22 protein-coding genes and 1 tRNA gene are annotated in these 17,615 nt (G+C 71.9%); 13 read left to right on the plus strand and 10 right to left on the minus strand.

The window, feature by feature from the left end; all coding sequences use genetic code 11:
- The first annotated feature begins 66 nt into the window (after positions 1–66).
- Entirely contained in the window at positions 67–810 is a 744-nt protein-coding gene (locus P0592_RS10275; protein ID WP_276273927.1) for a class I SAM-dependent methyltransferase, read from the plus strand.
- Here P0592_RS10275 and P0592_RS10280 read toward each other — a convergent pair.
- From P0592_RS10280 to P0592_RS10300, 5 genes are all read right to left on the minus strand, one after another.
- The gene (locus P0592_RS10280; protein WP_276270799.1) at positions 791–1,318 is read right to left on the minus strand and encodes a DUF7965 family protein; all 528 of its coding nucleotides are present in this window, start codon (positions 1,316–1,318) and stop codon (positions 791–793) included. The two genes, P0592_RS10275 and P0592_RS10280, sit on opposite strands and share 20 nt — an antisense overlap.
- On the minus strand, positions 1,311–1,745 hold the full coding sequence (locus P0592_RS10285; RefSeq protein ID WP_276270800.1) for a CopD family protein: 435 nt from the start codon (positions 1,743–1,745) through the stop codon (positions 1,311–1,313). The genes P0592_RS10280 and P0592_RS10285 overlap by 8 nt, the downstream gene beginning before the upstream one ends.
- Before the next feature lie 43 nt (positions 1,746–1,788).
- Complete coding sequence (locus P0592_RS10290) at positions 1,789–2,292, minus strand: DUF4188 domain-containing protein (protein ID WP_276270801.1); 504 nt, start codon at positions 2,290–2,292, stop codon at positions 1,789–1,791.
- Between the two features lie 62 nt (positions 2,293–2,354).
- Positions 2,355–3,014, minus strand: a complete 660-nt coding sequence (locus tag P0592_RS10295) for a DUF7095 family protein (RefSeq protein ID WP_276270802.1) — start codon at positions 3,012–3,014, stop codon at positions 2,355–2,357.
- 46 nt (positions 3,015–3,060) lie between these two features.
- Entirely contained in the window at positions 3,061–3,318 is a 258-nt protein-coding gene (locus P0592_RS10300; protein WP_276273928.1) for a hypothetical protein, read from the minus strand.
- Between the two features lie 136 nt (positions 3,319–3,454).
- Here P0592_RS10300 and P0592_RS10305 point away from each other — a divergent pair, with 136 nt between their 5' ends.
- The 3 genes from P0592_RS10305 (at position 3,455) to P0592_RS10315 (ending at position 6,545) form a co-directional block, all read left to right on the plus strand.
- Entirely contained in the window at positions 3,455–4,153 is a 699-nt protein-coding gene (locus tag P0592_RS10305) for an alpha/beta fold hydrolase (RefSeq protein WP_276270803.1), read from the plus strand.
- A gap of 75 nt (positions 4,154–4,228) precedes the next feature.
- On the plus strand, positions 4,229–5,218 hold the full coding sequence (gene ncsA / locus P0592_RS10310) for a tRNA 2-thiolation protein NcsA (protein WP_276270804.1): 990 nt from the start codon (positions 4,229–4,231) through the stop codon (positions 5,216–5,218).
- Positions 5,219–5,285: 67 nt separating this feature from the next.
- On the plus strand, positions 5,286–6,545 hold the full coding sequence (locus P0592_RS10315; protein ID WP_276270805.1) for an FG-GAP repeat domain-containing protein: 1,260 nt from the start codon (positions 5,286–5,288) through the stop codon (positions 6,543–6,545).
- Positions 6,546–6,603: 58 nt separating this feature from the next.
- On the opposite strand, the gene ftsZ is transcribed toward P0592_RS10315, so the two are convergent.
- The 4 genes from ftsZ to P0592_RS10335 form a co-directional block, all read right to left on the minus strand.
- Positions 6,604–7,857 (minus strand): cell division protein FtsZ, encoded by a 1,254-nt coding sequence (ftsZ, locus tag P0592_RS10320; RefSeq protein WP_276270806.1) that lies wholly within the window; start codon positions 7,855–7,857, stop codon positions 6,604–6,606.
- Between the two features lie 2 nt (positions 7,858–7,859).
- The gene (locus P0592_RS10325; RefSeq protein ID WP_276270807.1) at positions 7,860–8,051 is read right to left on the minus strand and encodes a ribbon-helix-helix domain-containing protein; all 192 of its coding nucleotides are present in this window, start codon (positions 8,049–8,051) and stop codon (positions 7,860–7,862) included.
- A gap of 217 nt (positions 8,052–8,268) precedes the next feature.
- Positions 8,269–8,886, minus strand: coding sequence for a double zinc ribbon domain-containing protein (locus tag P0592_RS10330; RefSeq protein WP_276270808.1), 618 nt, complete (start codon positions 8,884–8,886; stop codon positions 8,269–8,271).
- Positions 8,887–8,962: 76 nt separating this feature from the next.
- The gene (locus P0592_RS10335; RefSeq protein WP_276270809.1) at positions 8,963–9,181 is read right to left on the minus strand and encodes a hypothetical protein; all 219 of its coding nucleotides are present in this window, start codon (positions 9,179–9,181) and stop codon (positions 8,963–8,965) included.
- A gap of 121 nt (positions 9,182–9,302) precedes the next feature.
- On the opposite strand from P0592_RS10335, the gene P0592_RS10340 reads away from it, so the two are divergent.
- Positions 9,303–9,376, plus strand: a tRNA-Tyr gene (locus P0592_RS10340).
- Positions 9,377–9,545: 169 nt separating this feature from the next.
- Here the strand turns inward: P0592_RS10340 and P0592_RS10345 are convergent.
- The gene (locus P0592_RS10345) at positions 9,546–10,727 is read right to left on the minus strand and encodes a pyridoxal-phosphate-dependent aminotransferase family protein (RefSeq protein ID WP_276270810.1); all 1,182 of its coding nucleotides are present in this window, start codon (positions 10,725–10,727) and stop codon (positions 9,546–9,548) included.
- A 510-nt stretch (positions 10,728–11,237) separates the two neighbouring features.
- On the opposite strand from P0592_RS10345, the gene P0592_RS10350 reads away from it, so the two are divergent.
- From P0592_RS10350 to P0592_RS10385, 8 genes are all read left to right on the plus strand, one after another.
- A complete protein-coding gene (locus P0592_RS10350; protein ID WP_276270811.1) occupies positions 11,238–12,227 on the plus strand; it encodes an aldo/keto reductase in 990 nt (329 codons plus the stop codon).
- Positions 12,228–12,660: 433 nt separating this feature from the next.
- Positions 12,661–12,906: a PRC-barrel domain containing protein gene (locus tag P0592_RS10355; RefSeq protein ID WP_276270812.1), complete on the plus strand. Its 246-nt coding sequence runs from the start codon at positions 12,661–12,663 to the stop codon at positions 12,904–12,906.
- 91 nt (positions 12,907–12,997) lie between these two features.
- The gene (locus P0592_RS10360) at positions 12,998–13,624 is read left to right on the plus strand and encodes an HAD family hydrolase (protein ID WP_276270813.1); all 627 of its coding nucleotides are present in this window, start codon (positions 12,998–13,000) and stop codon (positions 13,622–13,624) included.
- Positions 13,618–14,529 carry an adenosylcobinamide-phosphate synthase CbiB gene (gene cbiB, locus P0592_RS10365; protein ID WP_276270814.1) on the plus strand — a complete coding sequence of 304 codons (912 nt, stop codon included), beginning with the start codon at positions 13,618–13,620 and terminating at the stop codon, positions 14,527–14,529. The genes P0592_RS10360 and cbiB overlap by 7 nt, the downstream gene beginning before the upstream one ends.
- Positions 14,520–15,296 (plus strand): adenosylcobinamide-GDP ribazoletransferase, encoded by a 777-nt coding sequence (cobS, locus tag P0592_RS10370; protein ID WP_276270815.1) that lies wholly within the window; start codon positions 14,520–14,522, stop codon positions 15,294–15,296. Before cbiB ends, cobS begins: the two co-directional genes overlap by 10 nt.
- The gene (locus tag P0592_RS10375; protein ID WP_276273929.1) at positions 15,296–15,835 is read left to right on the plus strand and encodes an NTP transferase domain-containing protein; all 540 of its coding nucleotides are present in this window, start codon (positions 15,296–15,298) and stop codon (positions 15,833–15,835) included. The genes cobS and P0592_RS10375 overlap by 1 nt, the downstream gene beginning before the upstream one ends.
- Before the next feature lie 36 nt (positions 15,836–15,871).
- Positions 15,872–16,915 carry a threonine-phosphate decarboxylase CobD gene (gene cobD / locus P0592_RS10380; protein WP_276270816.1) on the plus strand — a complete coding sequence of 348 codons (1,044 nt, stop codon included), beginning with the start codon at positions 15,872–15,874 and terminating at the stop codon, positions 16,913–16,915.
- Positions 16,908–17,612: an adenosylcobinamide amidohydrolase gene (locus P0592_RS10385; protein ID WP_276270817.1), complete on the plus strand. Its 705-nt coding sequence runs from the start codon at positions 16,908–16,910 to the stop codon at positions 17,610–17,612. Before cobD ends, P0592_RS10385 begins: the two co-directional genes overlap by 8 nt.
- Positions 17,613–17,615 lie beyond the last annotated feature (3 nt).

Here is a 17,615-nt window from a genome sequence, read left to right on the forward strand (position 1 = left end):
GCCGCTGCCCCATCGTCCGGTGTGCGCAGGTTCTCCGCCGACTACCTCGACGCGACCCGCACGGGGATGTGGGCCGACTCCCGGGAGGCGCTGGCCGACCTCGCGCTCGCCGACTGCGAGCGCGCGCTCGACGTGGGGTGTGGTACCGGCGAACTCACCCGCGTCCTCCGCGAGGAGTGTCCCGGCGAGGTGGTCGGCCTGGACGCCGACGCGGACCTGCTGTCTGCGGTCGACGGGCCGGTCGTGCGGGGCGACGCCACGCGGCTCCCGTTCGCCGACGACGCGTTCGACCTCGTCGTCTGCCAGGCGCTGCTCATCAACCTCCCCGACCCCGCCGCCGCCGTGCGGGAGTTCGCCCGCGTCGCCGGCGACCGGGTGGCGGCCGTCGAACCGAACAACGCCGCCGTCACCGTCGAGTCCACCGTCGACGCCGAACCGCCGCTGGCCCGGCGCGCCCGCCGGTACTTCCTCGACGGCGTCGAGACGGACGTGGCGCTGGGGGCCGACGCCGCGGACCTGTTCGAGGCGGCGGGACTCGACGTGGTCTCGACGCGGCGCTACGACCAGCAGCGGACCGTCGAGCCGCCCTACGGCGACGGCGCGGTGCGGGCCGCCCGGCGGAAGGCGACGGGGGAGTCGCTGGCCAGCGACCGCGAGACGATCCTCAACGGCGGGACCACGGTCGAGGAGTACGACGCCCTGCGGGAGCGCTGGCGGGCGATGGGGCGGGACGTCGTCGCCCAGATGCGGGCCGAGGAGTACGAGCGGCGCGAGACCGTCCCATTCTTCGTCACGGTCGGTCGGGTGTAGCCGGGGGCGCACCCTCGCGTTCGGCGGGGGCCGGCACGACCGCCCCGGCGACCCGGAACAGCGCCAGGTCGACGAGGCCGAGCAGCAGCCCGACGACGCTCCCGACGACGGCGGCGACGCCGCTGCCGACGAGCGCGATCAGGGCGACCGAGAGCGGTTCGATGCCGCCGGTCAGCACCGACGGGACGACGGCGACGCCGACGACCGCGAGGACGGTCCCGATCCCCGCGACGCCGCCGGCGGCGACGCCACGTGCCGCGAGCGTCCCGAGCGACGACTCGGCCAGCGAGGCGTCGGCCAGCACCCACCGGACGGCGACGACGAACAGCCCCCACAGCAGCAGGAAGGCGACGACGCCGACGAGCGTGTTCAGGCCGGCGAGCAGGCCCGCGAGCGCGCCGGTCGCGTGCGCGGCGAGGACGGCGACGAGGACGAACACCGCGGCGTCGAGCGTCGCCAGCGTCCACGCCAGCAGCGACGGTCGCCGACCGGCGAGCACGTCAGCCATGGGCCAGCACCTCCGCGAGGACGACGAGCGCGGCGAGCGCGCCGGCCGTCGCGCCGTAGGCCCGGGCGAACGGTCCCGGGTGGCCGGCCTCGGGACGGAGGGCCGACCCGTCGGCGGTACGGACCACCGCCAGCGTGCGCACAGCCGACCCCAGCACCACCGCGAGGACGACGAGCAGTTTCAGGAGCAGCGTCCGCCCCCAGTCGGTGCCCGGTCCCGGCGGCCCGAGCGCGCCGAGGTTGCCGACGCCGGTGAGGACGACGACCCCGAGCGCGCCCCAGAACAGCCACTCGTAGGTGCGCGCCGGGGCCAGCGTCGAGAGCGCCCCCGACCGGTAGCCGTACCAGAGGGCAGCGGTCCCGCCGACCAGCACGGCGACGGCGAGGACGTGGAGGGTCCGTACCGCGAGGGAGACCAGTTGAGCCATCGGCGGCGATACGCGGCGCTCGACAAAAGAACTGGGTCGTCGCTCAGTCGTCGTCCGCCGACTCGCCGTCGGCTGGCGGCCCGAGACGGTCCGCTGCCGTCTCCCGGTCGCCGGTGGCGGGCACGAGGTCCGTCGCGGCTCCGAGACCGAACGGCGGCATGTTGACGTAGACGGACTCGTGGTCGTCGGGCCGTACGCGGTACGTCTCGTGCCAGATGCCCACGTCCCCGCTCTGCCCGACCTCGCTGCTGAACCGTTGCCACGCCGGGAGGTGTTCCGCGTCGGCGTCGTGGGCGTACTCGTGGAGATCCTCGAAGGACCGCCAGAACTGCGTCAGCGTGGCGTTCCTCAGCCCGAAACTGGTCCGGTAACGCAACAGCCCGCTGTCGGGATCGGACTCCAGTTCCCGCAGCATCCGCGGCATCGCGAGGAAGACGGGGAGCCACCTGTGGACCTTCCAGAGCTTGTTGATACGGATGCCGATGCGGAACACCACGAAGTCGTCGTCGACGTCGGCGGTCATCCGCCGGGGGATCGGGTCGCTCATACGGGACGACGAACACTACCGTCGGCTCACATATGTCAATTGATGCTACTGATCGGGCAGGGTCACACCACGTCGCCCCGCACCGTCGTCCCGTCCTGTCGCTCGCGGTAGGCCCGCACGGCGTCGGCGGCCTCGTCGGCCTCCCCCTCGTCCATCCCGAGCATCTCCAGCGCGCCCGACAGCGTCGGCAGGACGAAGTCGCCGTTCCGGAGCTTCTCGAAGGCCTCCGCCGAGCGGGTCCCCTCCACCCACAGGCAGGCCCCGCGCGGGTCGAGGATCTGCTCGTAGTCCTCGCGTGCCATCGCGCCCTGCAGCCGCTGGGTGACGTTGTCGTCGAAGGAGGCGTTACACACTTCCAGATGGATCGGCTCGTCGGTGTCGGGCAGGAGGTGGGCGGCGAGACACTTCTCGGGGGCGGCGTGGCCCCCCGCGTTGGCCCGCAGGTACTCGGGGTGCTCGTCGGCCCACTCGGCCCGGACAGTCTTGCCGACGCCGTCGACGCCGTGGCTTCGCTGGAACTCCTCGGCCCGCTCGGGTGCGTCCTTGAACAGGATGTCCTTGGTGACGTAGACGTCGAGCCGCTCGACGGGGTCCAGGCCCAGCGCCACGTCGCCGTACACCCACACCTCGCGCACGGGGACCGGCATCGTCTCCTCCTCGACGGTCGCGACGATCTCCTCGACGCGCTCGACGGCCGCGGCGCGGTCTAGCCCCTCGCTCATCGCGTGTCGGTAGCGGCTCGGCGGGCAAAGCGCTGACGCTCCGCGCTCACTCGCCGTCGGCCTCGCGGGCCGCGGCGACGTGCTCGCGGGCCTCCTCGCGCGTCATCCCGCGGACGCCACAGGCACACGAGAACAGCTCCGGGTCGGCGAGGTCGTCGACCTGCTCGCGCTCGGCCCGCGACAGGCCGTCGGCGTCCGGGTCGTAGTCGAACGTCACCCGGTAGCTGACCTGCGTGACCCCCTCGATGCGGTGGGTCTCGTCGGGGGCCGGGTTCGCGATGGCCTCGGCGTGTTCGGCCTGCATCGCCTCCTGCCACTGTTCGAGGTTCGCCTCGGGGTCGCGCTCGTCGTCGCTCACGGCAGACGCGACGGGGCCGCCGGGTAAAAAGTCGGCCGTCCGACGGTCACACCTTTTGCCCCCGGTCTCGTCAGCCCCGGCCATGAACGTCCGCGTCTACGACGAGGGCCACGAGCGGGACTGTCTGCTCGTGCTGGGGTGGGGGAACCGCTGCCGTCACGAGCACGTCCAGTGGCTCGTCGACCGGGTGGCCGAGCGCTACACCGTCCACGCCGTCGAACTGCCGACGCACATCACCGACTACCGGCGCGAGTGGGTCGGGCCGGTCGAGCGGTACGCGACCGACCTCGACGACGTCCCCGTGCTGGCTCACAGCGCAGGCGGACTGACGGCGGCCCACGCGGACCTCCCGGGCGCGACGAACCGCGTCTACCTCAGCCCGTGGTGGGGCAGCGACTTCCCGCTGCCCGAGTTCGCGGTCAGGGCCATCACGAGCCTCCCGGTGTCGCGGCCGGTGATCCCGACGGGGAGCCTCGAACCCGAGGCCATCGGCGACCTGGCGACCGACGAACAGCTCGCGGACGGCCCGGACGCCGGCTCCCCGGCGTTCTTCCGGACCGTCCGCGAGGCCCACGCCGCCCTGCCGCCGGCCCGCGAGGACGCCGTCGCCTTCTGTACGCTCACCGATCGGGTGGTGGACCCCCGCGCCGTCGGCGAGCGCCTGCCCGCCGACCGGATCAGGCTGTACGACGGCGGCCACGAGCTGTTCAGCTCCAGCGCCCGCGACCGGCACGTCGGCACCGTGCTGGACGCGCTCGAACGGGGCCCGTCGGCGCTCTGAGCGGGGCCCGTCGGGGTCGCCGACGGCCGAGGCCGAGACGAAACCCTCACCACCACGGCCGCGTAGGCTCAGGTGATGGAGTGCGACAAGTGCGGCGCGGACGCCGTCCTGCACGCGGCCTACTCGGGGTTGCACCTCTGTGAGCACCACCTCTGCCGGTCGGTGGAGACGCGGGTCCGCCGCCGGGTCCGCGAGGACGGCCTGGTGCCCGACGACGCCACGCCCGAGGACCCGGACACGTGGGTGATCGGGCTCTCGGGCGGCAAGGACAGCGTCGTGCTCACGCAGATCCTCCACGAGACCTTCGAGCAGGACCCCCGCATCGAACTCGTCGCCCTCTCGATCCACGAGGGGATCGAGGGGTATCGGGACGAGAGTCTCGACGCCAGTGTGGAACTGACCGACGACCTGGGCATCCGCCACGAGGTGGTCTCCTACGACGACGAGTTCGACGTGCGGATGGACGACGTCGTCGAGGACGACCCCGAGGGGATGGCCGCCTGCGCGTACTGCGGCGTGTTCCGTCGGGATATCCTCTCGCGGTACGCCGAGGAGCTGGACGCGGACAAACTGCTGACCGGCCACAACCTCGACGACGAGGCCGAGACGGCCCTGATGAACTTCCTGGAGGGCGACGTCCAGCAGATGGCCCAGCACTTCGACGCCTCGCTGGGGCCGTTCGACGCCGACGACGCGGCGACCGACCGCACGCGCGAGACCCAGGACCACCACGTCCCCCGGGCCAAGCCCCTGCGGGACGTTCCCGAGAAGGAGGTGGCGTTGTACGCCCGCTTCGCCGAGCTGCCGGCCCACATCACCGAGTGCCCCCACGCCGAGGAGGCCTACCGCGGCGAGATCCAGGACGTGCTGCTCGGCCTGGAGGAGAACCACCCCGGGACGCGCCACTCGATCATGGCCGGCTACGAGAAGCTGGCGGCGCTCGCGGCCGCGGCACAGGACGGCGACGGCGAGACCGACTTCGGGGAGTGCGACGACTGCGGCGCGCCGACCGCGCGGGACCGCTGCCGGAAGTGCAGTCTGCTGGATGCCCTGGAAGCCGCGTGAGCCGTTTCGAGGTCTGAGGCGGAGGGAAGACCTTTGCCCCTCCGGACGACAACGCCGACAGACCCTGATGTCCCACGAGCCAGCCGATCCGCGCGCCCTCTCGCCGGTGGTCGGGACGGTCCTGTTGCTGGCGATCGTCCTGCTGCTGGTCGCGGTGTCGAGTTCGCTCATCTTCGGCCTGACTGAGCAACAGGACCCCGCACCGCAGGCCAAGCTCGACCTGGTGGCGACCGACACGCCGGGGGAGTACCGTCTGGTCCACGAGGCCGGCGACACCATCGACGGCGAACAGCTGACGCTCCGGGGCGTCGCGGACCCCGACGCCCTCGCCGGCCGGGAGCTGGCCGCCGGCGAGTCGGTCGTCGTCGACGCCGAACGGGAGACCGTCCGGGTCGTCTGGACCGAACGGGAGGGTGCGCCGTCGTCGTACGTCCTCTCGGCGTTCGAGGTGTCGGGGGCCGTCGCCGGCGGGTTCGCCGGCGGGACCGTCTTCACCGGGTCGGCGGGCGGCGTGGTCGCCGTCGCCGGCGACGGCGGGAGCGTCACGACGGTGTCGAACACGAGCGACGTCGCGGCGCTCGGTCCGCTGGGGACCGACGTCACCGGCGACGGGACGGCCGACGTCCCGTACGTGACCACCGGCGAGTCGGTGAAGGTCGTCGACAGCACTGGCGACGTGACGACCGTCGCCGACAGCGGCGACATCTCGGGCAGCGTCGAGACGAGCAAGACACGGCTCGCGATCGGCAGCTGGGACGGCAGTCCCGCGTCCGTGTTCTTCGTCAACCAGAACCACGACACGCTCTACCGCGCGACGCCCGGGGGCGCTCCACAGACGGTGGCGACGCCGGGCAACGGAGTGCAGGCGGTCGTCGGGATCGGCGACGTCGACGCCGACGGGACCGACGACCTCGTCTTCGCCGACGGGAGCCAGCAGCTCCGCTACGTCGACGGTCCCAGCGGACCGATCCGGAACGTCAACAACGGACAGACCGGTTCGAACAACGGGATCGGTGCCGGCTCGCTGGCGGACATCGACGGTGACGGGACGCCGGCGATCGTCGCCATCGACGGCAGCAACGACCTGAAGATCAACCGCGAGCCAAGCGGCGGCGGCACGACGACCGTCTCCGCGGTCGACGCCGCCAAGTCGCCGGTCGCGGTCGCCGACGTCGACGGCGACGGTGCCGCGGAGGTGGTGTACGTCGGCCTGTCCTCGGGCGACGTCAAGTACGTCGACGACGTGTTCGGAGCCAACACCGTCCGACTCCTCGAGGACGACGGCGGTACGGCGGTCCCCGGCTCGGACGAGTCGGGGGTCGTCTGAGCGCCGCTCGTCGGTCGCGAATCGCGGAAAACGTCGGAGAGAGGCGAGAGGTCGAACGCTACTCGCCGCTGGTGCGGACGACGTCGAGGCCGTTGTTCTTCTCGCGCTTGTCACGGCCGCCGTCGGTCTCGCCGTAGCCGCTGTGGCCGCCGGCGTTGTGCCCGTTCGCGGTGCCGTGGCTCTGCCCGCCGCCGTTGCCGGCGCTGGCCTCGAAGTTCTCGGAGGCGTCGAAGGAGGTGTCGTCGTCGACCTCCTGGATCGCCTCGCGGGACTTGTTGGCCTGCTTCTGGGTGGTCGGCCCCAGCACCTGCGCGGACTGGACGCCGGTCATGATGGCCATGACGCGGACCTTGCCCTTATACTCCTCCTGGATGCGAGCGCCCCAGATGACGTTGGCGTCGGCCTCCAGGCGCTCGGTGATGTTCTGGGCGATCCCCTCGGCCTCCTTCAGCGTGAGGTCCGGACCGCCCGTGATGTGGACCAGGCCGCCGCTCGCGCCGCGGTAGTCCACGTCAAGCAGCGGGTGGCTCATCGCGTCCTTGACGACCTCCTCGGTCTTGTTCTTGTCCTGGGTCTCCCCGACCAGCATCACCGCCACGCCGCCCTGGTTCATGATCGAGGTCATGTCGGCGTAGTCGAGGTTGATGAGGCTGGGCTGGGTGATCGTCTCGGAGATCCCCTTGACCGTCTCGGCGATGATCTGGTCCATCACCGAGAACGCCTTGCCGATCGGCAGGTTCGGGACGTAGTCCAGCAGGCGGTTGTTGTCCAGCACGATGATGGAGTCGGCCTCGTTGCGGAGCTTCTCCAGCCCCTCCTCGGCTTTCACCGTGCGGGCCCGCTCGACGTTGAACGGCGTCGAGACCATCCCGACGACGATCGCGCCCTGTTCCTTGGCGATCTTCGAGACGACGGGCGCGGCACCGGTCCCGGTCCCGCCGCCCATCCCGGCGGTGACGAACACGAGGTCCGCGTCGCCCAGCACTTCCTTGATGGTCCCCTGGGCCATCTCGGTCGCGCGCTCGCCCATCGAGGGGTCGCCGCCCGCGCCCAGGCCGTTGGTGAGGGACTTGCCGACCAGGATCTTCGTGTCGGCCTCGATCATCTTGAGGTGCTGCTTGTCCGTGTTGACAGCGATGGTGTCGGCACCCTCGACGCCGATGTTGTACAGGCGGTTGACCGTGTTGTTGCCGGCCCCGCCGCAGCCGACGATGACGATCCGCGGGTCCCCGAACCCGTCGACGTCCTCGTCGGACAGCTGCTTCTGTTCCTGCTCGTCGCGTTCGAGGGCCTCGTTGACGATGTCCTGCATCGTCAGGCCCTCGCCCACGTGCGCTTCTTGCGCTTGCTCTTCTCGGAGGCACGCTCGGAGCCCTCCTGCTCGGCGAGCATCTCCCGGACGGCCGACCGGATCGCCTCGCTCCGGTTGGGGTACTCCCCCGTCTCGACCATCTGTTCGACCTCTTCGATCTGCTGCTTCGGAATCCGTAGTGTCACACGCTCCATTGTTCTGATCCCCTGTTGGGTAAGACGGCCCGAACGGCCCGTGTTTACGGCCCGTTCCCCTGTTTTACACGGCGGAACCGCCCGACAGCGCCGCCATCGGCACCGGGGCGGCCGACGTGTAAGACGACCGTCTTACGCACGAAGTACCACAGACTGGGGGATATTAAAACTATCGCCGAGTGTATGACAAAGCACCGTTTACGGTGTCTCGGACCATCTACCTCTCGTTTGCGCCACTTCGGGGCTGATCGAGCACGTCGGCAGCGGGGGTGCGACGGCCACACCCCGGGCAGAAGCTCCAGTCGGACCGGAGCTCGTCGCCGCAGTCACAGAACACGCGCCGGGACGCCTTCTCACCACAGTTCGGGCAGTAGACGTGGTCTGCGGACAGTGTGTCGCCACACTGGGCACACGTCTTACGCGCGTCCGCGTCGCTGTTTTCGCGTCCGCCGGGGTCTGTCTTACGGCGCTCGGAGCCGTGTGACACGTCCGCCGACTCCCCGTCAGACACGTCCCGGGCCGGCTCCGGGTCGTCGACCTGATCGGCCTCGACAGCCCCGCTCGCGCCGTCGAGCGTGATGTTTACATTCACGTCCTGCGGGCTCGACCGCGGCGTGTACGTCTCCAGCCGGTCCGCGATCATCGCGTCGACGCGGTCGGCGACGAGGTCGTCGATCGTCTCGGCGTCGGCGGCGTCGGACGACCCGCTGGTCGTCGTGTCGCCCTCGTCGAGGTACGACCGGAGGGCCTCGCGCAAGACCTCGCTCTTGGAGGCGTCGAACTCCTCCAGGCGGTCGATGAGGTCGTCGTCGGCCCGGAACGTGATCTTGCTCATCCGACTCGTGTGAGACGTTGTCGGCCGGGTATTTCAACTTTCCTGCTGTGTCAGACACGTGTCTGTCGTCGGCGTCTCACTCCCGCGGGTCGAACCCGACGCTCCAGCACCCGCCGCAGTTCGGGCAGTCGACCGCGTAGGTGTTCGAACGGAGGAAGTGAGACTCCTCAGCGACGCTGAACTCGCCGGCCTCGCGCGCACAGGGAACGTGGAACCCCTCGTCGCACTGGTCGCAGGTCAGCGACTGGAGCTCGTTGGTCAGCCGGTCGCCACAGTAGATGCAGTCGCTGAGCACGTGCCACCGAGTACGACGACCTCCGGTTTACGTGTTGCGCGCCCCGCCCTGTGACCCTCCCGCGAACGCCCGCCGAATAATAACCCTTAAGTCCGAACCGCGGGGTAATTTCGGGTACGGCCCGCCCTTAGCTCAGACTGGTAGAGCAGTCGACTGTAGATCGACTTGTCCCCCGTTCAAATCGGGGAGGGCGGATACTTCTCGCGGCGCTCAATCTCGAGCGCCGCGTGTGGATTCTCACCCGACCCGATTTGAGCAGACGAGTCACAGCCCGCGAGCGGAGCGGGCGGGACCGTCTCTCACCTGTTCAGACCGGGGTGGGCGGACTTCTCGTGACCGCCAGTGACGAGTCTCCCCGGCGACGCTACAGCGCGTCGCTCGTCGCCGCCAGCCCGGCGTCGACGTCCACGTCGGCTCCTTGCTCGGTGAGCGCGTCGCCGAGGGCGGTCAGGAGGTAGCTGACGTTCTTCGGGCGCGCGGAGTGACCCATACAGCCGATGCGCCAGATGTCGCCCTCCAGCGCGCCGAGGCCGCTGGCGATCTCGAGGTCGAACTCGTCCAGCAGGTACTGGATGACCGCGCCGTCGTCGACGCCGTCGGGGACGCGGACGGTGTTGAGGCTCGGGAGCCAGTACTCCTCGGGGGCGTTCATCTCCAGGCCCATCGCCTCGACGCCGGCCTTCAGCGCGCTCGCGACCTCGCGGTGGCGGGCCCATCGATCTTCGATGCCCTCCTCGGCGACGAGGCGCAGCGCCTCCCGGAGCGCGTAGACGTTGGTGATGGGGGCGGTGTGGTGGTAGGCCCGCTCGTCGCCCCAGTACCCCTCCAGCAGGGAGAGGTCGAGGTACCACGAGCGCGGCTCCGAGTCCCGCGCGAGCACCTTGTCCATCGCGTCGTCGTTCAGCGTCAGCGGGCTCGCGCCCGGCGGACAGGAGAGGCACTTCTGGGGGCCGGCGTAGGCCACGTCGACGTCCCACTCGTCGGCCCGGAACTCGACGCCGCCCAGCGAGGTGACGGTGTCGGCGACCACCAGGGCGTCGTTCGCGTGGGCGATGCTGGTCAGCTCGGGGACCGACGGCTGGAGGACGCCCGTGCTCGTCTCGGCGTGGACGAACCCGAACACGTCCGGGCTGTGTTCGTCGAAGGCCCTCTCTACGTCGACGGGATCCAGCGGCTCGCCCCAGGGCGCGTCGACGGTGACGACCTCGCCGCCGGCGCGTTCGGCCATGCTCGCCATCCGGTCGCCGAAGTAGCCGTTCGTCGGGACGAGCATCGTGTCGCCGGGTTCGACGAGGTTGCCGACGGCGGCCTCCATCGACGCCGATCCGGTCCCCGAGACGGGGATGGTCCACTTGTTGTCCGTCCGGAAGGTGTACCGGAGCAGGTCCTGGACCTCGTTCATAATCTCGATGAACGAGGGGTCCAGGTGCCCGACGAGGGGGGTGCTCATCGCGCGCAGGACCCGCGGGTGGACGTCGCTCGGCCCCGGACCCATCAGTGTCCGGTCCGGGGGCGTGAGTTCCTCGACCGTTGGCTTCTCGACCATACTCGTGTGATCCGGCCGAATTTTCATTAACAGTTGGGTTCCAGCAGTCCGGACACCCCGTCGGACGCAGGGCCGCTCACGAGCCGGACTCCGTCCGCCGCGCGCGACCGTCCTCGCCGGGCGCTCGCGTCCACACCGTTCCCATCACGAATCCGGGAACCACCGGACAGCAGCGGATGGAGCGGCGTGAACTATCCTCGCTCTTTTTAGCGGTGACGGTCCAACAGACGGATGGTCGTCGATGGGAGTCTTTGACAAAGCACGCGACGTTTCCCTGCTCGCGGAGCAACCGCAACGTCCATATCTCTGTTTGAGATGTGAGGCGTCGTTCGAGGTCCAACACCACGCCTGTCCGGCCTGTGGGTGGTACGACATCCGCCGGGCAGAGTGGGTGGAGTAGCCATCGACGCCCGCCGGCACGTCCCTGCAACGCTATCGGGCGACACGCCACATTTTTCCGTCGGCTGCCGCCGTCCACAGCCACAAGTGACTGCGACGGCTACGTCAGGTATGCACCGACGACGGCTCGGTACGACAGGGATCGACGTGACGGAGGTCGGGTTCGGCACCTGGAACATCGGCGGGGACTGGGGTGACGTCTCCGAGGAGGCGGGCCGCGAGGCGGTCCGGACCGCACTCGACGCCGGCATCGACTTCGTCGACACGGCCGACGTCTACGGCGACGGCTTCAGCGAACAGCGGATCGCGGAGGTGCTCGACGAGCGCGGCGTCCGCGACGAGGTGACCGTCGCCACGAAGGCGGGCCGCCGGCTCGACCCGCACACGGCCGACCGCTACGACTACGAGAACCTCTCGCGGTTCGTCGACCGCTCGCGGGAGTACCTCGGCGAGGACACGCTGGACCTGGTCCAGCTGCACTGCCCGCCGACGGAGGCCTACTACCAGCCCGAGACGTTCGACGCGCTCGCGCGGCTCCGCGAGGAGGGGAAGATCGATCACTACGGCGTCAGCGTCGAGAAGGTCGAACAGGCGCTGAAGGCCATCGAGTACCCCGGGGTCGAGACGGTCCAGATCATCTTCAACATGTTCCGCCAGCGGCCGGCGGAGCTGTTCTTCGAGGCGGCCAAGCGCCGCGACGTCGGCGTCATCGTCCGGGTGCCGCTGGCGTCGGGACTGCTGACGGGCGAGCTCTCGCGGGAGACGGAGTTCCCCGAGAACGACCACCGCAACTTCAACATCGAGGGGGAGGCCTTCGACCGCGGCGAGACGTTCGCCGGCCTGCCGGTCGAGGACGGCTTCGACGCCGTCGACGCCCTGCGCGAACACGTCCCGGAGGGGGCGACGATGGCCCAGATGGCGCTGCGCTGGATCCTCGACCACGAGGCCGTCTCGACGGTCATCCCCGGATCGACCACGCCCGAGCACATCCGGGCCAACGCCGCGGCCAGCGACCTCGCGCCGCTCACCCACCAGACCCACGGCGCGGTCAGGGACGTCTACGAGGAGTTCGTCGCGGACGCGGTCCACCACCGCTGGTGACGACCTCTCGGTTTACGTACCGGTATACGGACCCGAAGACGCCGTGAGCCACGGCCGGGAAACGACGAGAGGGAAGCTCGGACAGCCCGTCCGCGTCCGGTGGAAAACATACGAAAACTGATCGTTAGGGGGTCGGAGATATATAAGAAATGGGACTTTTTATGCCCTCGGAAATATAAAGAAACGGATAGTCGGTTCCGGGCGGTCCGAACGTCTCCCGGACCCACCGCTTGCCAGCGCAGGCGAACCGCCCTTCCCTTCCCCGTCGACGCGGCGGTCCGGCCGATCCCCGGACCCCGACAGCCGCGGCCCGGCGGCGGTGGTCGGGCCGACGGCGTCGACGCCGCGCGCGAGACAGCGCGACGCGGCGTCGCCCGCGGCTGCACTCGCAAGCACCACGACGGAGAGGGAGGCCCCGGTAGCAGCAGGCGCGATGTCGACCACACAGATCTCGGAGGACGACGTCGGCAAGGACGTCGTCTCGGCGGACGGAGACAGCGTCGGAATCGTCAGCGGCTACCGCCACGGGACGGCACGGGTGGACCCCGACCCGGGGCTCGCCACGAAGCTCAAGACGGCCCTCGGCTGGAACGAGACGGACGAGGAGGACTACCCGCTGCAGGAGGAGCGGGTCGCGGAGGTCACCGACGAGGAGATCCGCCTGCGAGCGGACCTGTAGCCGCCGCAGCACCGGGCCGGCGTGACGCCGCTCGTCCGATCGGCCCCGAGCCACCGCACAGTTCAAGTGCGCTTGCAGTAACTACACGGTCGTGGCAGTCTCGTACGACCTCTTCGGGACGCTGGTCGACGCCGACCGGCCCGCCGCGCCGTGGGACGCCGTCGCCGACAGCCTCGCCGAGCGCGGCGTCCGCGTGCCCGAGGACTGGGAGGCGGCCTACCGTTCTTCGCACCGCGAGTACGACCGGGGACGGGCGGCACCGCTCGACGAGCACGTCCGCCTCGCGCTGGCCAGTCGCGGCGTCGAGGTGAGCGACGCCACCGCTCGGGCGGTCGTCCTGTCGGCGTTCGACGCGCCAGTGACCGTCCGCGAGGGCGCTCGGGACGCCGTGGCCGCGGCGGCCGGCCGTGGTCCCGTCGCCGTCTGCTCGAACTGCAGCGTCCCCGGCCTCGTCGAGCGGACGCTCGAACGGGCAGGCCTCGACGGCTCGTTCGACGCCGTCGTCGCCAGCGTCGACTGCGGATGGCGGAAACCGCGCCGGGAGCTGTTCGAAGCGACGGCGGCGGAACTCGGCGTCGCCCTGGACGCTCTCGTCCACGTCGGCGACGACGCCCGCACCGACGGCGGGGCGGGCCGCGTCGGTGCCACGTCGGTCCTGCTCGAGGACACGCCGCTGCCCGAGGTGGCCGTGCGGCTCCGGGAGGGGGCGCTGTGCTGACCGCGCTGGCGACCGCCGCACTGCTGGAGGCGGCCGTCGGCGAGCCACCCGACGGGCTCCACCCGGTCGCGTGGTTCGGCAGCGCCGTCGCGCCGCTGGACCGTACCTGGGACCGCCCGCTGGCCGTCGGCGCGCTCGGCGCGGTGGCGCTCCCGGTCGGTGCCGCACTGGTCGTCGCGCTGGCCGTGACGGCCGCCGGCGCGATCGCGCCGCTCGCGGCGGCCGTCGCCGCCGGCCTCGCGCTGTTTCTCACGACGAGCCTGCGCCGCCTGCTCTCGGCCGCTCGGTCGGTGATCGACGACTCCGAGAACGACCTCGCCGCCGCGCGCGAGGGGCTGCTCGCGCTGGCGGGCCGGGACGCCGACGCACTCTCGGCGGGTCAGGTCCGCAGCGCCGCCGTCGAGAGCGCCGCCGAGAACCTCGCCGACGGCCTCGTCGCCTCGCTTGGCGCGTTCGTCCTCGCGGGGACCGTCGCCCCGCTGGCCGGCCTGCCGGCGCTCCCGGTCGCCGCCGGTGCCGCCGCCTGGGTCAAGGCCGTCAACACGATGGACTCGATGCTGGGCTACCGGGCGAAACGCGTCGGGACGCCGGCCGCTCGGCTCGACGACGCCGTGATGTGGCTCCCCGCCCGCGCGAGCGCCCTGCTGCTCGCGGCGGCGTTCGCGGCCCCGCGCTCGCCGGTGCGTGCCCGCCGGTGGCTCGACCGGGTCCCCTCGCCGAACTCCGGGTGGCCGATGGGCGTCGCCGCGGCGGCGCTCGGGACGCGCCTGGAGAAGCCCGACGTCTACGTCCTCGGTGCCGACACGGCCCTCCCGAGCGTCGAGACGGCACGGCTGGGCGTCCACAGAGTGGGGGTCGCGGGCCTGCTCGCCTACGCGCTCGCGGGGGTGATCGCGTGGTTCTGACCGCCGTCCGCGGCGCGCTGGGCTTCCTCTCGCGGCTCCCCGTCGGCCACAGCGAGGCCGCGTGGGACGCCTTCACCGCGACGCCGGCCGCCTTCCCGCTGGCCGGCTACGCCGTCGGCGCGCTGGTCGCCGCCCCGTTCCTCGCCGCCGGGGCCGTGCCCCCGCCGGTGGTCGCCGCCGCCTACCTCGCCGGGGTCGTCCTCGTCGCGGGCGTCAACCACGCGGACGGGCTGGCGGACCTCGGCGACGCGGCGGCCGTCCACGGGGACGCCGCCGAGCGCCGCGAGGTGATGCGGGACACCACCGTCGGCGTCGGCGCGGTGCTGGCGCTCGGCACCGCGATCGCCGGCCTCGCGCTGGGGGCGCTGGCGGTCGCCGGACTGCCGCCGCTGGTCGCCGTCCCCGTCGTCCTCGCGGCGGAGGTGGGCGCGAAGGGCGCGATGGCGACGCTGGCCTGCCTCGGCGAGCCGAGCCACGACGGGTTCGGCGCGACGGTCCTCGACGGGAACGCGCCCCGCGACCTCGCGCTCCCCGCCGTCGCCGCGCTCCCGGCCGCACTGCTCGCGCCGCCGGCGACGCTCGCGGCCGTCGTCGCCGGCCCGCTCGTCGCCGTCGCGCTCGACCGCTGGGCGGGCCGGCGACTCGGGGGCGTCGGCGGCGACGTCTTCGGCGCGGCCAACGAGCTGGGCCGCGCCCTCGCGCTGCACGCGGCGGTCCTCGCGTGGACGCTGCTGGACTGGGGGGTGCTCGCGTGGACGCGCTGGTGATGTGCGGGGGGCGGGGCACCCGCCTCGACACCGACCGCGAGAAGCCGCTGTTCCGGGTCGACGGGGTCCCGATGGTCGACCGCGTTGTCGGGGCGCTCCGGTCGAGTCCCGCCGAAGGAATCTACGCCGCGACCTCGCCGAACGCGCCGGAGACGGCGGCCCACCTCGACGTTCCCACGGTCGAGACCCCGGGCGATGGGTACGTCGCGGACCTCGACGCGGCGCTGGCCGACGACCGACTGGCGACGCCCGTGTTGACCGTGGCCGCCGACCTCCCGCTGCTGGACGGTGCGGTCCTCGACCGCGTGCTGGGGGCCCACGACGGCGGCTCGCTGTCCGTGTTCGTCCCGGCGGCTCGGAAGCGAGCCCTCGGCGTCAGCGACGACACCACCTTCGAACGCGACGGCCGCGAACTGGCCCCGACCGGCGTCAACGTCGTCGGCGACGACGGCGACGACGCGCGGGTGATCGACGACGAGCGGCTGGCGGTCAACGTCAACACGCTCGCCGACGGCCGCGTCGCCGAGGCGCTCCTGTAGCGGGAGCTTTTCGTCGCCGGCCGCCCACCGACGTCTATGGACCCAGACAGCGTCGCCGGACTCCGCGGCGACGGGGTGGACCCGAAGATCGGCCCGGACGGTCGGGTCCCCCACGGCAGCAGCGACGATCCGGACCTGCTGGACTTCAGCGCGAACACGAACCCCCGTGTCCCGCCCGGCGTCGAGGAAGTGTACCGCGGGGCCTTCGACGCCGCGCGCTCGTACCCCGACGACGGCTACCCCGCCTTCCGCCGGGCTGCCGCCGAGTTCGTCGGCTGCGATCCCGGCCAGGTGCTCCCGACCGCGGGCGGGCTGGAAGCCATCCGGCTGGCGATACAGACGACGGTCGACCGCGGGGACGGCGTGCTCGTCCCGACGCCGAGCTTCGGCGAGTACGTCCGGGAGATCCGACTCCAGGGCGGCGAGCCGACTTTGGTCGCCCACGACGAGATCCTGGCCGCCGACCCCGGTCCCCACGCGCTCGCCGTCGTCTGCAACCCCAACAACCCGACCGGGGACTGCGCCGACGCCGACGCGCTGCGGGCGTTCGCCGACCGCTGTCGCGCGGCCGACACCACGCTGCTGGTCGACGAGGCGTTCCTCGGGTTCACCGACGAGCCGTCGCTCGCGGGGGCCGAGGGCGTCGTGGTCGCCCGCTCGCTGACGAAGCTGTTCGGCCTCCCCGGCGTCCGGATGGGCCACGCCGTCGCGACCGGCGAGCGCCGGGACCGGTTGGCGACGGCCCGCCGCGCGTGGTCGATGGGCGGCCCCGCGGCGGCCGTCGGCGCGCACTGCTACCGGCAGGACGAGTTCGTCCGCGAGACCCGCCAGCGGGTCGCGAGCGAGCGCACCCGGATGCGCGAGCGCCTGGCCGAGCGGTTCGACGTGGCCCCCTCGGACGCCCCGTTCCTGCTGTTCGAGGTGGGCGAGACGGGCGTCGACGCGCTGCTCGCCGACGCCCGCGAGGCGGGGATCGCCCTGCGGGACGCACGGACCTTCCGCGGGCTGGACGGCCACGTCCGGGTCGCCGTCCGCACGCCCGCCGAGAACGACCGGCTGCTGGCGGCGCTCGATGTTTGAGACCACCCGCCGCGACGGCGTCGCCCAGTGTCGCCGCGAGGGCGCGCGCTGGCTCTCGACGGCGTGGGACGGCGGCTACCGACCGGCCGACGCCGTCTACGACGTCACCGTCCCGACCGGGTTCGAGCGGACCGACCTCGACGCCTACCGCGCGGAGCGGCTCGGCGACGCCGGGTTCCCGGTCGGCCCGACGCTGCTGACCGGCGTCGACGTGGCCCACGCCCGGGTCGCCCGGGACGGCCCGGTGGCGGCGCTGGCGACGGTCGGTCTCTCGAACCCCGCGGCGCTCCCGATGCCGGACGAACCCGAGGAGTCCCCGGGTCGTTCGGCCGCCGACGCCCCCGACTGGCGACCCGGCACCGTGAACCTCGTCGTCGGCGTCGAGCGGGCGCTGGCCGACGGCGCGCTCGCGACGCTGCTGGGGACGGCGGTCGAGGCGAAGGCGGCGACGCTGGCCCGCGCCGTCGGCGTCCCGGGGACCACCTCCGACGCCGCCCTCGTCGGCTGTGTCCCCGACGCCGAGCCCGCGCCGTTCGCCGGCAGCGCCACCGAGGTCGGGGACGCGGCGCGGGCCTGCGTCCGCGACGCCGTGCTGGCGAGCCTGGACGCCCGTTACGACGACGGCGACCCCCCGACGGTCGAGGCGGCGTCGTTCGGCGTCGTCACCGACCGTCAGACCGATGTTCGCCAGCCCTGAATT

This window comes from Haloarcula litorea, assembly GCF_029338195.1.
Classification (GTDB): Archaea; Halobacteriota; Halobacteria; order Halobacteriales; family Haloarculaceae; genus Haloarcula; species Haloarcula litorea.

Coding starts and splice junctions, on each gene's coding strand:
- P0592_RS10275 (WP_276273927.1), top strand. CDS start 67: ATGTGGGCCGACTCCCGGGAGGCGCTGGCCGACCTCGCGCTCGCCGAC.
- P0592_RS10280 (WP_276270799.1), bottom strand. CDS start 1,318: ATGGCTGACGTGCTCGCCGGTCGGCGACCGTCGCTGCTGGCGTGGACG.
- P0592_RS10285 (WP_276270800.1), bottom strand. CDS start 1,745: ATGGCTCAACTGGTCTCCCTCGCGGTACGGACCCTCCACGTCCTCGCC.
- P0592_RS10290 (WP_276270801.1), bottom strand. CDS start 2,292: ATGAGCGACCCGATCCCCCGGCGGATGACCGCCGACGTCGACGACGAC.
- P0592_RS10295 (WP_276270802.1), bottom strand. CDS start 3,014: ATGAGCGAGGGGCTAGACCGCGCCGCGGCCGTCGAGCGCGTCGAGGAG.
- P0592_RS10300 (WP_276273928.1), bottom strand. CDS start 3,318: ATGCAGGCCGAACACGCCGAGGCCATCGCGAACCCGGCCCCCGACGAG.
- P0592_RS10305 (WP_276270803.1), top strand. CDS start 3,455: ATGAACGTCCGCGTCTACGACGAGGGCCACGAGCGGGACTGTCTGCTC.
- ncsA (WP_276270804.1), top strand. CDS start 4,229: ATGGAGTGCGACAAGTGCGGCGCGGACGCCGTCCTGCACGCGGCCTAC.
- P0592_RS10315 (WP_276270805.1), top strand. CDS start 5,286: ATGTCCCACGAGCCAGCCGATCCGCGCGCCCTCTCGCCGGTGGTCGGG.
- ftsZ (WP_276270806.1), bottom strand. CDS start 7,857: ATGCAGGACATCGTCAACGAGGCCCTCGAACGCGACGAGCAGGAACAG.
- P0592_RS10325 (WP_276270807.1), bottom strand. CDS start 8,051: ATGGAGCGTGTGACACTACGGATTCCGAAGCAGCAGATCGAAGAGGTC.
- P0592_RS10330 (WP_276270808.1), bottom strand. CDS start 8,886: ATGAGCAAGATCACGTTCCGGGCCGACGACGACCTCATCGACCGCCTG.
- P0592_RS10345 (WP_276270810.1), bottom strand. CDS start 10,727: ATGGTCGAGAAGCCAACGGTCGAGGAACTCACGCCCCCGGACCGGACA.
- P0592_RS10350 (WP_276270811.1), top strand. CDS start 11,238: ATGCACCGACGACGGCTCGGTACGACAGGGATCGACGTGACGGAGGTC.
- P0592_RS10355 (WP_276270812.1), top strand. CDS start 12,661: ATGTCGACCACACAGATCTCGGAGGACGACGTCGGCAAGGACGTCGTC.
- P0592_RS10375 (WP_276273929.1), top strand. CDS start 15,296: ATGTGCGGGGGGCGGGGCACCCGCCTCGACACCGACCGCGAGAAGCCG.
- cobD (WP_276270816.1), top strand. CDS start 15,872: ATGGACCCAGACAGCGTCGCCGGACTCCGCGGCGACGGGGTGGACCCG.
- P0592_RS10385 (WP_276270817.1), top strand. CDS start 16,908: ATGTTTGAGACCACCCGCCGCGACGGCGTCGCCCAGTGTCGCCGCGAG.